10 protein-coding genes and 1 pseudogene are annotated in these 15,132 nt (G+C 69.0%); 2 read left to right on the top strand and 9 right to left on the bottom strand.

Features of this window, described 5'->3' with window-relative positions:
* A pseudogene (locus tag RJ03_RS38275) lies at positions 1-162 on the bottom strand (amino acid permease); the annotation flags it as partial.
* Between the two features lie 184 nt (positions 163-346).
* On the opposite strand from RJ03_RS38275, the gene RJ03_RS07170 reads away from it, so the two are divergent.
* Positions 347-1,564 carry an SPFH domain-containing protein gene (locus tag RJ03_RS07170; RefSeq protein ID WP_036499279.1) on the top strand — a complete coding sequence of 406 codons (1,218 nt, stop codon included), beginning with the start codon at positions 347-349 and terminating at the stop codon, positions 1,562-1,564.
* Positions 1,565-1,797: 233 nt separating this feature from the next.
* Here the strand turns inward: RJ03_RS07170 and RJ03_RS07165 are convergent, their stop codons facing one another.
* From RJ03_RS07165 to RJ03_RS07130, 8 genes are all read right to left on the bottom strand, one after another.
* Entirely contained in the window at positions 1,798-6,714 is a 4,917-nt protein-coding gene (locus RJ03_RS07165; RefSeq protein ID WP_051024411.1) for an NAD-glutamate dehydrogenase, read from the bottom strand.
* A gap of 120 nt (positions 6,715-6,834) precedes the next feature.
* A complete protein-coding gene (locus RJ03_RS07160; RefSeq protein WP_036499277.1) occupies positions 6,835-7,524 on the bottom strand; it encodes a hypothetical protein in 690 nt (229 codons plus the stop codon).
* Positions 7,525-7,604: 80 nt separating this feature from the next.
* Positions 7,605-8,660 (bottom strand): hypothetical protein, encoded by a 1,056-nt coding sequence (locus tag RJ03_RS34890; RefSeq protein WP_051024410.1) that lies wholly within the window; start codon positions 8,658-8,660, stop codon positions 7,605-7,607.
* A 75-nt stretch (positions 8,661-8,735) separates the two neighbouring features.
* On the bottom strand, positions 8,736-9,071 hold the full coding sequence (locus RJ03_RS07150) for a helix-turn-helix domain-containing protein (protein WP_223273873.1): 336 nt from the start codon (positions 9,069-9,071) through the stop codon (positions 8,736-8,738).
* 27 nt (positions 9,072-9,098) lie between these two features.
* On the bottom strand, positions 9,099-10,802 hold the full coding sequence (gene eccE, locus RJ03_RS07145) for a type VII secretion protein EccE (protein WP_232329591.1): 1,704 nt from the start codon (positions 10,800-10,802) through the stop codon (positions 9,099-9,101).
* Between the two features lie 2 nt (positions 10,803-10,804).
* Positions 10,805-12,163 (bottom strand): type VII secretion-associated serine protease mycosin, encoded by a 1,359-nt coding sequence (gene mycP, locus RJ03_RS07140; protein WP_036499273.1) that lies wholly within the window; start codon positions 12,161-12,163, stop codon positions 10,805-10,807.
* Positions 12,163-13,689: a type VII secretion integral membrane protein EccD gene (gene eccD, locus RJ03_RS07135; protein ID WP_036499284.1), complete on the bottom strand. Its 1,527-nt coding sequence runs from the start codon at positions 13,687-13,689 to the stop codon at positions 12,163-12,165. The genes mycP and eccD overlap by 1 nt, the downstream gene beginning before the upstream one ends.
* Positions 13,686-14,996, bottom strand: coding sequence for a CpaE/TadZ family protein (locus tag RJ03_RS07130; RefSeq protein ID WP_245552204.1), 1,311 nt, complete (start codon positions 14,994-14,996; stop codon positions 13,686-13,688). The genes eccD and RJ03_RS07130 overlap by 4 nt, the downstream gene beginning before the upstream one ends.
* Here RJ03_RS07130 and RJ03_RS39005 point away from each other — a divergent pair.
* The coding region (locus RJ03_RS39005) for a pentapeptide repeat-containing protein (protein WP_167331956.1) at positions 14,901-15,132 on the top strand (232 nt) is incomplete at its 3' end. The genes RJ03_RS07130 and RJ03_RS39005 overlap by 96 nt on opposite strands.

The following is a 15,132-nucleotide window of genomic DNA, read 5'->3' as shown; positions in this document are numbered from 1 at the left end:
CAGGCGGCCGGCCGCGCCGAGGAACAGGCCGGTGCCGATGGCACCGCCGATGGCGATCATCTGCAGCTGGCGGGGGCGCAGCGATTTGTGATAGCCCGCATCCTCGGCATGCAGCGCGTCCGCGGGCGCCGTCGCCTCCGAGGGAGGTCGAACAGTTGTCATGGGGGAGGACCTTTCACGTGACGGCGATCATATCTATGGGCAATGTACCGTCATTCAACGGCACGTTCAATACGTGGGATAGGTTGTAACACAACGGAAATCCCCTCCGCCACGGTTGGCGGTAGACCATACCGATAGGTATCGGTACGCTGGATAACGACAACGGCCGAGAAAGGGCGAGGATATGGCCTGGTTCGAGCGGGAATTCATCGCCGTCCCGGACGGCCGCAAGGACCAGTTGGTCTACAAGTGGCCCGATCTGAACATCCGGCGCTACAGCCGGACGATCGTCAACGCCGATCAGATCGCGCTGTTCGTCAAGTCCGGCCGGGTCGTCGCGACGATGGGACCGGGCCGCCATCGCGTCGACGCCGACGAACTGCCGGTGCTGGGCGCACTGGTGGACTCGGTCACCGGCAACAACTTCTACCGCGCGGAGCTGTATTTCGTCTCCACGCGCGAATTCGCGGGCGTCAGATTCGGCGGCCGGCTCGACGACATCGTGGACCCGGCCAGCGAGCAGATCGTGACGCTGCGCGTCTTCGGCGAATTCGCCCTGGCCGTGCGCGATCCCGCGCAACTGATCACCTCCCTCGTCGGCACCACCGACCTCACCGATCCTGCCGGAATTCAGGCCTGGTGCGCGGATCTGCTGCTCAAGTCGATGAAGATGACCGTGTCGCACGGCATCTCGCAGGGCGACTGGCAGGTGCTCGGCCTCTCGGCGCAACTGCAGTCGATCGAGTCGGCGGTGGTGCGTCAGACCAATCTCACGCTGTACGACTACGGAATGCGGATTTCGCGCATGGGGAATTTCGACATCACCCTGGCGCCCGAGGACGCCGAGCGACTCAAACGACTCGCCAAGGATGTCACCTACATCCGGCTCGCCGGCGATTTCCAGCGTTACGCCGCCGGGGAAATGGCCCTGGGCGCGGGGCAGGGTATGGCGCATTCGCACGGCGGCGGCGGCGAAGGTGGATTCCTCGGCGCCGCACTGGGTCTCAACGCGATCGCGGGCATGGGGCAGCAGTCGACGGTGCCGTGGGCCACGCAGCAAACCCCGCCCCCGCCCGCGCCGCCGTTCGGTCAGCCCGCGGGCCGACCCGCCCTGCAACCGCCACCTACCGCCGGGGCCGACGCATCCGCGACGCCGGGCTCCCCCTCGGGCGTCGGATCGGGGCCTTCATCCGCGGCGCCACGGCCCGAGGGTGACGATTCCGCCGCGTCGGAACACGTGACCTGCGCATCCTGCGCTACCGACAATCCCCGCACCGCGCGATTCTGTATGCACTGCGGGACCCGGTTGGCCGCCGCCCCGCGTCACTGCACCGAATGCGGTGCGGAACTCCCTGCGGCAGCGCGGTTCTGCGGCACCTGCGGAACTGCCGCCGAGGCGTGAGCCGCTGGGCTGGTCACCCCCGGCACCGCGTCGGCCGTGAGTGATCGCGTTGCCGAACCCACCGGGCGTCGTTCGTCGCCATCCCTGCGGTAGCCACTGAGATCATCGCGTGCCCGGCATGTTTCGCATATACCGACGCCGCCCACCCGGGTTCGGGTGGGCGGCGTCGGCGGGCTTCCGGAGCGGGTTCGGGTGTGCCGGTCCCAGGCGGCGCACCCGAACCCACCGGCAGGTCAGCTGGGCACCGTCGCCGTCGTTTCGGCGCTGCCGACCATGCTGCGGACCTGGCGCGCGGCCACCGACAGGGTCGCCAGGTCGTGGGCTTCGGAGGTGAAGATCTCCCCGAGTGCCGCGCGGGCACGGCTGAGGCGGGAACGGTTGGTCGATTCCCAGTAGGCGATCTTCTCCTCGGGGGTGTCGACCGGTTCGGTGGTGGTCAGCACGTCGGCGGTGAGCGAGCGCAGCGAATCGTAGAGATCCTCGCGAACGGCCAGGCGCGCCAACGTCTGCCAGCGATCTCCCCGGTCCAGTCCGGCCACCGCGGACAGCAGCCGCTGGATGTCGAAGTGGGCGTCGAGCGCGTAGTAGAGCGCGGCCACCTCGTCGGCATCGCGTTCGCAGATGTCGGCGATGTCGAGCACGTCCAGCAGGGGGAACCGATGGATCAGCAGGAACACCTCCTCCGTCAACTCCCGCGGGGCGCCGTGACCGATCGGTCCGCCGGAGCGCGACATCAGATCGTCGGCGAGCGCACCGGGCCGCCAGGCCGGCACCCGCGCCGCCAGCGCGCGCACCCCGTCGCGGTAGCGCGCGATACCGGCGCCGACCGCGATCGGCTGCGGCCGGTTGGTCAGCAGCCAGCGCGCCGCCCGATCCAGCGTGCGTTTGGTCTCCATCTCCAGCTCGTTGCGCGCCGCCGCCGGCATCGGCGTGGTGCGGATGCGCTCCCACAGTGCCCGCAGATCGAAGATCTCCACGGCCGCGGTGAAGGCGCGCACCGCGTCGTCGGTGGTGGCGCCGGCCTCCTCGGCGAGCCGGAAGGCGTAGGTGATGCCGCCGTAGTCGACCATATCGTTGACCACCATGGTGGCCAGGATCTCCCGGCGCAGCGGATGGCGGCCGATCGCGGCGCCGAAGCGTTCCCGCAGCGGTGTCGGGAAGTAACCGGGCAGCAGCGCTTCGAACGCACTGCTGTCCAGCAGATCACCGCTGAGCAGATCCGACTTGAGCGAAAGCTTCACGTGCGCGAGCAGATTGGCGAGTTCCGGTGAGGTCAGCCCGGCGCCGGCCGCGGCGCGCCGGTCCAGTTCGGCATCCGAGGGCAATGCCTCGAGCTGCCGATCCACGCCGCGCCGCGTCTCCAGTTCCGCGATCAACCGCCGGTGCACCCCCACCATGGCCGCCGCGTTCGACCGCGACAGACCCATCCGGAAGTTCTGGGAGATGTTGTCGCGCAACACCAGTGCCGAGACCTCGTCGGTCATCTCGGCCAGCAGGGCATTACGGTCCGACTCCGCCAGCTCGCCGGAGGAAATCGCCGCTCCCAGAAGCACTTTGATGTTCACCTCGTGGTCGGAGCAGTCCACGCCGGCGGAATTGTCGAGAGCGTCGGTATTCATCCGGCCGCCGAGTTTGCAGAACTCGATCCGCCCGAGCGCGGTGGCGCCCAGGTTGCCACCTTCACCGATCACCTTGACCCGCAACAGATCCGCGTCGACCCGCACGGCGTCGTTGGATTTGTCGCCCACGTCGGCGTGCGATTCGGTACTGGCCTTGATGTAGGTGCCTATACCGCCGTTCCACAGCAGATCGACCGGCGCCAGCAGGATCGCCCGGATCATCTCCGGCGGCGACAGCGTGCTCACGCCCGGATCCAGATCGAGTGCGGCGCGGATCTGCGGCGTGATCGCGATGGCCTTGGCGGAGCGATCGAACACACCGCCGCCTTCGCTGATCAGCGAGGTGTCGTAATCCGCCCACGACGACCGCGCCAACCCGAACAACCGCTTCCGCTCCGCGAACGACGACCCCGCCACCGGATCCGGATCGATGAAAATATGCCGATGATCGAACGCCGCCACCAACCGAATATGCTCCGACAACAACATCCCGTTACCGAACACATCCCCCGACATATCCCCGACACCCACCACCGTGAACTCCTCACGCTGGGTATCGACATTCATCTCCGCGAAATGCCGCTTGACACTCTCCCACGCACCCTTCGCGGTAATCCCCATCGCCTTGTGGTCATACCCCGCCGAACCACCCGACGCGAACGCATCGCCGAGCCAGAAGTCGTAGTGCTGCGCAACCTCGTTGGCGATATCGGAGAACGTGGCGGTGCCCTTGTCGGCGGCCACCACGAGATAGGTGTCGTCACCGTCGCGGCGCACCACCCGCTGCGGCGGGATCACCTCACCACCGGCGTGGTCGACATTGTCGGTCAGGTCGAGTAGTCCCGAGATGAAGGTGCGGTAGCAGGCGATACCCTCGGCCTGCATGGCCTGGCGGTCGGCCGCCGCATCACCGGTCGCGGCCGGCGGGCGCTTCACCACGAACCCGCCCTTCGCGCCCACGGGCACGATCACCGCGTTCTTCACCGCCTGCGCCTTCACCAGACCCAGAATCTCGGTCCGGAAATCCTCCAGGCGATCCGACCACCGCAGCCCACCGCGCGCCACCGCACCGAAACGCAGGTGCACGCCCTCGACCCGCGGCGAATACACGAAGATCTCGAACTGCGGCCGCGGACGGGGCAATTCGGCGATGGCGTGCGGATCGAATTTGAACGACAGATGTCCGGGCGGATTTCCGTCCTCGTCGCGGCGGAAGTAGTTGGTGCGCAGGGTCGCTGTGATCAGCCCGAGAATCGCCCGCAGAATCCGGTCGGTGTCGAGGCTCACCACGGCGTCGATTTCGTCCTGCAGCCGCGACGAGATGGCCGCGGCCCGCGCGGTAGCGACCGGTCCGAGGTGTTCGGGATCGAAATACGCCTCGAACAATTCGGTGAAGGCGCGCGCGGTGCTCGGCTGCGCCAGCAGCACCCGGGTGATGTTGGCGAAGGTGTAGGCGAATCCCGCCTGCTGCAGATATTTCGCGTAGGCGCGCAGCATCGCGATCTGGCGCCAGTGCAGTCCGGCCCGCAGGACGAGTTCGTTGAGTCCGTCGACCTCGCTGTCGCCGAACCACATCGCCGACACGGCCTCCGGCAGGCGTTTACGAATACTGGTGTCCGGCAGGGATTCCAGCGCCACGGCGCGATCCAGATCGGCCTCCGGATCGCCGTCGCCGCTGCCGCGCAGCGTGTTCGGCGCGACCCGCAGGCCGAAGTCGTAGATCCACCGCGTGCTGTCGCCGGGCAGTTCGAGCCGGTAGGGCTTTTCCTCCACGACCTCGATGCCCAGGCTGTGCAGCAGCGGCAGCACCCGGCTCAGCGACACCTCGGTCCCGGCGACGTACAGCGTGAAGCGCCACTCCCCCGAGGGCGCGCCGGCGGTGCGGTAGAGATCGGTATCGATCTGCCCGTCGGCCAGACGCTGCAGCCGGCACAGGTCGTCGAGCGCCCGCGCGGGCTCGTATTCCTGCTGATAGGTCGCCGGAAACGCGGTCGCGTAGTCCTGGACGACCGGCGCGGCGATCTCGGCGATACCCGCGGCCTCGCTGACCAGCCGGTCGCTCCAGCTGCGGGTGGTCGCGAACAGCAGGTCCTGAATGCGTTCGCGGTTGGATTCGGTGATATCCGCCGGTTCGGCGTCGGCACCGCGGTGCACCGTGAAATAGACGACGGCGAGCTCGGATTCGGTGACACGCGCCGAATAGGCGATCTGCTCGGCGTCGAATTCGCGGCGCAGGATCTCGTGCATCCGCAACCGCACCTCGGTCGAGTAGCGGTCGCGCGGCAGGTACACGAGGCAGTACACGGCGTTGCTGCCCACATCGCGGCGCAGGAACAGCCGGATCTGGCGCCGCAGCCCGAGATTCATGACGGCCGAGACGGTTTCGAAGAGGCGGCGCGCATCGGTGGAGAACAGTTCGACGCGGGGGAAGGTCTGCAACATCTCCAGCAGCGCCTGGCCGGAGAACGAATTCAGCGCCAGGCCCGCCCATTCGATGACCTGGTGGACGCGGCGGGAGATCACCGGGATGTCGAGGATGTTCTCGTGGAAGCCGCTGACGGTGAAGGTGCCCACGAAAACGTGTTCGCCCACAACCTGACCGGCGACCGAGGGCGTGGTCTCGGCCGCGTAGTCGGCGACGCTGACCACGTACACATCCGGCGAGCCCGGCAGCAGCGAGTCCAGGGAACCGTTGGACAGCCGCAGGATCTGCTCGGAACCGGTCGCGGGTGCGCCCACGTCCACACCCGAACCGTTGCGCAGCACGCCGAGTCCGGTGCCCGAAACCTGTTGCGGCTCCGGTCCGTCGGCGCCGGGATGTACCCGGTAGTAGCCGTATCCCAGCAAGGTGAAGTGCCCGGAGGTCAGCCAGCGCAGCAACTGCGCGCATTCGGCCGCCTCGGTCGCGGACGGTTGCGGTACGGAATCCAGCCGGGCGGCCAGGGTTCCCATCGTGCGGGTCATCGCCTCGGTGTCGTGGGCGACCTGGCGGATCTCGCCGAGCAGGGGTGGCAGCGCCCGCTCGATCCGGTCCAGCACCGCGTCGGAATCGCCGGCACCCAGCTGCACATGGATCCACGACTCGGTGACGACGTTGCCGCTGCCCTCCGAGCGGCTCGCCGAATTCGCCTGCGCCACATCGAATCCCTCGCTGGGCGCGATCGCCCGCAACCGGCCGCGCCGATCCCGCAGGACGTCGAAGACCGGATGCACCACCTCGGTCACGGTGGCGCCCAGGCGCTGCAGCGCCGCGGTGAGCGAATCCACCAGCAGCGGCATATCGTCGTTGACGATCTGCAGCGCCGGCCCCAGACCGCTGCCGTCCCCGGCGCGATACAGCCTGGTCACCGCGGTTCCAGGCCGCCGCCCCGCGGCCAGCTCCAGATGATGCCGGAAGATCTGCTCGGCACGGTCGGTGATCGTCGGCGCCGCGGCTCCCGGCTGAATCCAGCGGAAGTACACCGCCTCCAGATCTGTCGGATCATCACGGAATCGCTTCCATGAAATCGTCTGCTGGGTTGTTGCCACCATCGACCCGTGCCTTCCCGCGATCGGAATCGGTACCGCAGTATTGCGGACTGTCTGTAACGTGCCGTTAAATAACGGCACGTTCTTCAGTGTAACAAGGATTGCGCGACGTTACCCGGTTTCTCAGCGAACCAAACCGGATCGGAACAGAAATGTCTGCGCGCCTGCACGATTCGCGAACGTCGCCGTCTCGATGCGCAGACCGGTGCGGGTATCTGCATACCACACCGTTGCCGAAGGACCGATGGCGACGAACACCGTGCCGTCGGCGATGACCGTGCCGCCGGCGACGCGCCAGCCGTTGACCACCGCGGTCAGATTCTGCGGTGGATCGGCCCGCACGGTGAAGGTCAGTTGCCGGCCGTCGGTGATGCCGCCGGACAACAGCGGGTGATCGGCCGTGATCACACAGTTGTCCACCGCGGGACCGCTGTCGACATGCCGGCACGAGGAAGCGGCCCGCACCAGATCGGGCAGCGCCTCGACGGGGGTGAGCTGCCCGATCATCGGCGGTGCGTTCACCGCACAGGAACGGATGACCACGACGGCCACCACCAGCAGCGCGGCGATCGCGGCGATCGCGACCTTCCAGCTGACCTCCGGCAGAGCGATTGCGGCAGCGCCCTTTTCGGCCTCCGCCGCCGCTTTGGTCGCGCCCTCACCCGCCTTCGCGACCTCGGCGCCCACCTTCTCCGCCGCACCCGCGGTGCGCGCGATCAGGCGCCCGGCCTCCAATGCGGTGTGCGCGGCATCCGCCAGCAGCGGGTGACCGGTGGCACCGCCGTCGACACGGACCTCGGGACCGAGCGGCAACGGGGCTCCGCAATGGCCGCAACGAGTTTCGTCTCCGCCATTGCGATGGGAGCAGTACTGGCAGATCGAATGCGGAGGTTTCAATGTCCCGTGATCACAATCGAGGAGATGGCGGTGGTGTTGATCGAGGGCTCGCCCTTGGACTGCTGAATCGTCAAGGTGATCTTCGAGGCGCTGACCGCGGGAGACATCTTGGTGACCACGAGGCTGCGCTGATCCAGTGTCTGCTGCGTATATCGCGTCGCGGTCGGATCGTCGAACAGATACGACACCCGGCTCACCGTGCGGTACTTGTTCCACTGGTCCGCACCGTCGCTGCCGACGCTGTCCCAGCCGGGGACGATCCCGATGGAGTCCACCTGGTATTTCTTGCCGAGGTCGATCGTCATGACCTGCCCGTCGATCTTGAATGCCCGCACACAGGACCACGCCTTGCCCGGTTCACCGGAGAAGGCGTCCATCGCGTCCGTACTGCCGGCCGGGCAGTGCGCCTGCGCGGATCGGACCTTGATGGGGGCGCTGTTCGACTCCGAGGGCGCCGATTCCGGGCCCGCGCCCGGCTTCGACGACGGAGGTGCGGCGGCCACCGGAGTGACCACGGCCAACTGATCGGGGTTGCTCTTCTTACCGCCCGTGGTGACCAGCACCAGCACGAGCACGAGGGCCAACGCCGCGGCGACGGCCAGGGCGACCTTCGGTTTGCGCAGCTGGGCCAGCACCACCTGCGGGAATTGCGGCCTCTCGGCCGAGGTGCGTTCGGCCGCCTTCTCCCGGGCTTCGGGGGCGGCACCGGCCCGCTGTTCGGATTCCTCCGCCGCCGCGCCGAGCCGCGCCGAACGCTCGGAGAAATCCGAGGTGAATTCGAGTTGGCTGGACCCGGCGGGCGATTCCCCGCTGAGCAGCGCCATGATCCGGTCACTGGCCTTCGGCCCGGAACTCACCTTGCGCACCGACGGTACCGAATCGGAATCCGCTACGGAGTCAACGATATTCGGGTGTTCGGTAGCCGACGGACCGGCGGCCGGGCCATCGTCGGCGGCGAATTCGGGCGATCCGAACGACGGGTCGGAGAGCAGCGTGTCCAGGACCGCGCCGCGATGGCGAAGGAAGAGATCTCCCTGGTCCTCGGCGGGCATATCCCGGATGGTAGCGACAATCACACCCGCGCCCCATCGGCACTATTCCCGCTGGGGAGAACAGTTTTCGCCGATTCAGTCCGGACGTTCGGTGACGAAATACTCCGGCGGCACATCGAAGACCCGGGCCAGCGCGATGATCAGATCCAACCGCGGGATCGCCTCCCCGTGCACCAGCCGGTACAGCCCCGACTGCGACACCGGCACATCCGGGTACGCCAGTTCCAGGTGCTGCGCCAGCGAATACAGCGTCAGCGACCTGGTCGAGCCGTCCTCGGTCGACACCACGGATTCCGCGATCAGCTCCGACAGGCGGCGGGAGAAGATCGCCGCCGCGCTCTGCCGGGGTGTTAGCGAGTCGTCGCCGTCCGGAGGCTGAATATCACCATCGGTCTGGGAGTCCGCCACCACATTGATCAACATTACCGTCCCGATTCGTCAGTCGGCACCAGGACCACCTACCTGCGGGGCCGTGATCGCCGGTCTATCGCCTGCCGCCGCCGGGGGCGCCGGATTGTCGTAATAGCGGGTCTCGCCGCGCGGCTCGATCAGATCCACTCGCACCGTGCGCATCGGAATGCTGACATCCACCGACGTCGCGGTGACCTGGTTGATCGCCAGATCCACGGATCGGCGGCGCGAGGTCCCCGGATCGTTGATGGTCACCGTGGTGTGCGCCGTCGAGGCGCGCGGAGACATCTGGTCGAACACCGCGATGGTGGCCGGGCTGCCGGCGGTCCCGCCCTCGGCGTCGGCGAGCCCGGATTCGGCCGCCAGCCGCAGCGAGGACGGGTCGCCGACCGCGGAAACCAGCTGTGACCAGCGGTGCGGCCGGGCCGAATGCACTTCGACGTCGGCGCCGACCACCATCGCGCGCAGCACGATCTGCTGGGCCACCGGCAGATCCGCGTGCACGTCGATGGTGCGCCGGCGCGGGTTGTAGCGCGCCGGGTCGAACAGCGGCAGGGCGAGCGCGTGCTGGGGCCGGCCACTGATCGATCCCAGGATCTGCCCATTGGGGCCGATGGTGATCGGCAGCTCCGCGAGCAGCTCCGGGGAGGCCACGTCGTTGCCGGTGTCGTCGGGCGGCAGGGCGGAGACCGGGGTTCCGGTCGGCAGCGTCGCCAGCAGGGCCGTCGACTGCCGTCCACCGAGCCGCCGCAGATAGTCGACCGGCGCCGAGGTGACCGGCGGGCCCACATAGCGCACGATGCCGCGCGGTCCGAGCGCCCCGCCGGCCAGACTGACCACGAGAGTGGTCCGGCCGCGATTCCAGTTCCAGCAGTCGTCGAGGCCCGCACCGTGCAGCCGGGTCCAGTCGATGGAGAAACTGGTCACGCAGCGCCCGGAGGCCGGCGATTCCAGCTGCCCCCAGCGCTCCCGCAACTCCGCCGGTTCGACCCCGGCGTGCAGCAGCCGGGTCGCCTCCCGCAACGCGTCCGCGGGCAGGGCGTGTGCCGAGATGCCCCGCTCGCGCAGCCGGGACGCGATCCGATGTGCCGCGGTGGCCAGGGCTTTCGGGCCGGTGACCTCGGCCGGTCCGCGGCGGGCCAGCGCGGTGAGATTGCGCTGCTGATCCAGGCGCAACACCAGCCAGGTCATCCGCTCCCCCACCACCGGATGGGTACCGATCAGCTGGTCGTAGAGCATGCTGTAGCTGGTGGCCGGACGGACCCGCTGGCCGGTGGTCACGATGTCGATGTCGACGGCGATCCCGTACTGGTCCAGCATCGAGACCAGCGTGTCGATCGGTACGACGTCCTCGGTGTAGAGCGTCTCCTCGCCGATCACGGTGGGCAGATCGAGGTCGGGCGCCAGCTGGATCATCGCGACCAGCGTCGACTCGTCGGTGTGGATACCGCACACGCCGGCGGCGACCTCCACGTCGTGGATCTCGCGCGGCCGGGCTCGCTCCCGGGCCCGCGTCGCCATACCGGCCCGGTACGCGCACCAGTCCAGGAACCAGCGCACCGCGGTACGCCCATCGACGCGGACCAGTACCGCGCCCGCCATCGCCACCACCACCAGCGGGCCTACCCACAGCGGTGCGCGACCCCACAAACCGACCAGCACGAAACTGGCGGCGATCGAAGCCGTCACGATCGGCCCGCCCTCCGGACTGCCGATTCGGATGTTCGCCACGCTCAACGGCGTCTCCCGATCACCGTGCCGGCGTAGCTCGCTCCCACCCCGGCCACGAGCGCGGCCAGGATGACGATCCCGGCAACGATCGCCGGACGGCGGTCGGCCGCGCGCGCGGGCGGCGGCACGATGAGTTCGGTGGAGCGGAACAGGCCGGCCGGCTGTCGTGGTGCGGTCCGAAGGCTCAGTGCCGCAAGCGGATCGATCATGCCCGCACCGACCGAGTTGTCGATGCCGCGAGCGGGTGCGTGCGCGCTGGCCTGCAAGCGTGCGGCGATCTCCTGGGGCGTCTCGTTCGGGTAGCGCGATCGCAGCAGCGCCGCCACGCCGCTCACATAGGCCGCCGCGAACGAGGCGCCGCCGACGGCGACCAGTTTGTCGGGCGCGCCGACGCCGTTGATCAGGCCACCGCCGCCCGGGCCGAGCGATTCGATTCCGGTGCCGGGCGCGGCGACCGAAACCCACGGTCCGGCAAGCGAATCCGCCATCGGAGTGCCGGTGGCGGTGGTGAAGCCGACGGTCAGCACATCCGGGCCGAACCATCCGGGTGACGAGATCGTCTGCACCGCACCCCAGTTCCGGGAATCGCGCGGGCGACTCGGATCGATCGGCGGATTCTGCTGACATCCCGAGCTACCGGTGTTGCCCGCACCGGCCACGATGAGCGCGCCGCGCACGTGCACGGCGAATCCGATGGCCGCCGAGAGCATCGACTGGTCGAGTTTCGAATCCGCGGGCACACAGATCGGCAGCGACACCGTGATCACCCCGGCGCCGAGGTTCGCCGCGTGGGTGATGGCGCGGGCCATATTGCGCAACTCGCGGGCCGGCGCCGCGGTGGCCTCGTCCCCCTGCGGCTGTTCCGGACTGAAGGCGCCCGACCGGTAGCGGATCGACACCAGCCTGGCGTCCGGTGCGACACCGCTGAACCCGTCGGCGGAATCGGATGTGGCGCCGATGATTCCGGCGACCAGCGTGCCGTGCGCATCGCAGTCCGACAGTCCGTCGCCCCCGGCGGCCACATAGTCGCCACCACCGGTGAGATTGGGCAGCCGCGGGTTGGGGCCGACGCCGGTATCGACGATCGCGACGGTCACCCCGCCGCCGCGGCTCAGCGCGCGCGCCTGGCGCAGATCCAGCGCCTGTTCGGGCGGCGGCGTCTGCTTCACGTCACTGTTGGGCAGCAGGCCGACGGCCAGGCAGCCCTTGTCCTGTTTGGTCGGCACCTCGGGACCGGGCGGGCCGTCGGGCGGCGCCGCGCCGACCACCACGTCCGGCGGGTCCAACGCGGCGGCCGGACCGGCGCCCAGCAGCAGGAGCACCGCGACCAGCGCCGTGCTCGCGGATCGGATCGGACGCATCAGATCTCTCGCATGGCGGTGTAGATGCCCATGATCCAGAACGCGATCACCGGGACGATCACGATCAGGGCGTACTCGATCAGATCGATGACACGGCGGGTCACCGGCGACAGACGCGTACCCGGAAGCCGAAGCGCCGCAACGCAGGCCGCCACCGCCGCGGCCACCGCGACGAGCACGACCACCAGCCGGGCACCCGGGGTGTGGTAGGCACCGACCAGGACGAATCCGAGACCGGTCAGGGTGATGGCGGCGGCCGAGACCAGTGCGAGGGCCTGCACGCGATCCGGGAACCAGCGGGAGCGCAGCACCAGAATTCCGGCGACCGCCACGGCCAGCACAATTTCGCGGACCCCGCCCGGACTCGCCGCGGCGGTGACGACCGTCGACACCGACAGCAGGACCGCGACCGCCGCCATCAGTCCCCGCAGGCTGGTCACGGCCAGCCGGGCGCGAGCCTCGATCCCGGAGTGGGCCCGGCGCCGATCGCGCTCGTCCTGTTCCTCGAGTTCGGGATCGGCCTCACGGGCGGCCTCGGCGTCGAAGATGTCGGTCAGGGTCGACGGCGCCACCTCGCTGCCCGGATCGGGCAGATCCGGCGGGCGGATGCGCGCGATCACGACCGCCAGCCGGGGCGCGGCCGTCAGCACGATCAGGCCCGCGAAGACGAGACCGGCGGTGACCTGCCGCAGCGCGATATCGAGATAGGTGGCCGGGACCGCGGCCGCGGTGATCACCACGCCCAGCACGGTGACCGACATCAGTGTGGCGATCCCGAAACGGGTCACGCGCATCATGGTCGCGGCCGATACCGCGGCCACCACGGCCCCGGCGGCGATGTTGGCGGCGGCGAACGCGCCCGGCTCCCCGTAGGCGGGCGGCACCAGCATCGCCCCGCCGGCGGACAGCAGCGGCACGGCCGACAGCGCCAGGCCCAGCGAAATGCCCGGTGCCACCCGCCGCCCGCGCACGACCAGCGCCGCCACCCAGTACGCCACGCCGAGCAGCAGTGCCGGCAGCCCGCACCACCACACCGAGCCGGTCTCGGTCCACGACCAGGCCAGCATTCCGGCCGCGGCGACCGCACCCACGCCCAGGGCACTGACACCCACGATCGCGACGGTGCCACGGTCGAATTCGGCGAATTCGCGTTCGTTGATCATCGCCAGGGCGTCGGTGATGTCCTCGACGACCGGGGTGAACATCTCCGCCGACTCCACCGCGGTGAGCATGAGCACGGTGCCGTCGACCACGTCGTGATCGGCCAGACTGCGCCACCGGGGAATCGGGGGCTCGCCCGGCCGGGCCAGACTCCACTGTCCGCTGGGCGGAGTGAAATCCACGTTCTCGTCGTCGATCGCGCGCGACAGGACGCCGAGGAGATCGTCGATGAAGGTCTCGATGGTGAATTTGGTCGGCACCACCACATCGACCTGGTAGGTGGCGACCATGATCGCGATCCGGGCGCGCGCCACCTCGGCCGTGGGCGCCGCCGCCGCGGGGGCGGTCGCGTAGGCAGCGGTCATCGCCACCCTCCGCGATCGCCGCCGGCCATCGGCGAACCCGGGAAGCCGTCGGCCAGCGCGGCGGCGAGTTCCTCGAACGCCAGGCCCGTGCCCTCGTCGAGCAAGCGGAGGTCGATCTCGCCGCCCTCGGACAGATGCGCGTCGTAGGGCAGTTCGAAGGTGGGCCGCTGGGCGGTGGCGAAGAGCTTCTCGATCTGGTCGACCTCGACGGTCGGCTTCACCGGATGATGGTGGACGATCGCGACGATCGATTTGGCGATCAAATGTTGCATCCCATGCGAATTCAGCCAATTGAGGGTGGCGACCGCACCCTTCACCCCGCCCACGGTCGCGGGCGTGACGACCAGCACCGCGTCACTGGTGTTCAGAACGCTCCCGGTGGCCGAATCCAGCACTCCGGTACCGCAATCCACGAGCATCAGGTTGTAGTGGCGGCGCAAGATCTCGACGGCGGCGGAGTATTCGCCACCGGAGAGCGCCTCGACCGATTCGGTATTCCACGGTGAGGCCACGACGGCCAGATCGGCATCGTTGATCGAGGTGAACGAATGCACCGCCGAGAACGCCTCGAGATTCGGGGAGCGAACCAGATCCCGCAGCGTCAGACCGTAGGGATGCGGCCGGGTCCGGGTCGGCAGATCGCCGAAATCGGGATTCGCGTCGATCGCCACCACCCGGTCCGGGCGCAGGCGGGCGAAGGTGGAGCCGAGGGCCGCGGTCACCGTGGTGCGTCCGACGCCGCCCTTCACACTGATCACCGCGATCTGATAGGTGCTGTTGAGCTGACGGCGAATTCGGCCGCGGCGATCCTGTTTCCGTTGTTCGGACGGCGACAGGCCGAGATTGAAACCGACCTTGTTCAGCGCGCCACGCACACCGCTGGTGGACTTCAGTTGGGCGCGATGGGCCGCGGCGATATCGGCCAGCAGTTCCGCGGAAGTCAATGCGGCGGGCAGGATCTCGACGCGCTCGGAACTCTGCACACCGCGCTCGACGCGGTCGGGGACCCGGGCGGCGGCCGGCGATGTCGCGGAGTAGGAGGCGGGCGCGGCGGTCTGCGGCGAAGTCGCGGCCTGCTGCCAGGTGGCCGGCGCGGCCTGGGACGCGGAATGCCAGCTCGCAGTGGATGTCTCGGCCGGCGCGGCAGGTTGGGACGTCGAGACGTCGGCGGTGGTCGTAGGCGCTTCGGCGCCGGAACGGACCCCAGCCGAGTGCACCTGCCCGGGCTGCACCGAACCCGGCTGCGCGGATCCCGGCTGCGCGGATCCCGGCTGCGCGGAACCCGGTTGTGCAGTTCCCGGCTGCACGGCTCCCGATTGCGTCGACCCCGGGTGCGCGGACCCCGGCTGCACGGCACTCGGTGCTACCGGAGCCGTCTGACTCGGTGCTACAGGAGGCGTCTGCGCGGGTGCCGTTGCCGATCCGGACTGGATGGAGCCCGAT

It is taken from the genome of Nocardia aobensis NBRC 100429, from assembly GCF_000308375.1.
Lineage (GTDB): Bacteria > Actinomycetota > Actinomycetes > Mycobacteriales > Mycobacteriaceae > Nocardia > Nocardia aobensis.
This window is presented reverse-complemented; position numbering and strand designations above follow the sequence as displayed.

Bases quoted from the DNA above. Each gene is read 5' to 3' on its own strand.
- RJ03_RS07170 (WP_036499279.1), top strand. From the start codon at position 347: ATGGCCTGGTTCGAGCGGGAATTCATCGCCGTCCCGGACGGCCGCAAG.
- RJ03_RS07165 (WP_051024411.1), bottom strand. From the start codon at position 6,714: ATGGTGGCAACAACCCAGCAGACGATTTCATGGAAGCGATTCCGTGAT.
- RJ03_RS34890 (WP_051024410.1), bottom strand. From the start codon at position 8,660: ATGCCCGCCGAGGACCAGGGAGATCTCTTCCTTCGCCATCGCGGCGCG.
- mycP (WP_036499273.1), bottom strand. From the start codon at position 12,163: ATGCGTCCGATCCGATCCGCGAGCACGGCGCTGGTCGCGGTGCTCCTG.
- eccD (WP_036499284.1), bottom strand. From the start codon at position 13,689: ATGACCGCTGCCTACGCGACCGCCCCCGCGGCGGCGGCGCCCACGGCC.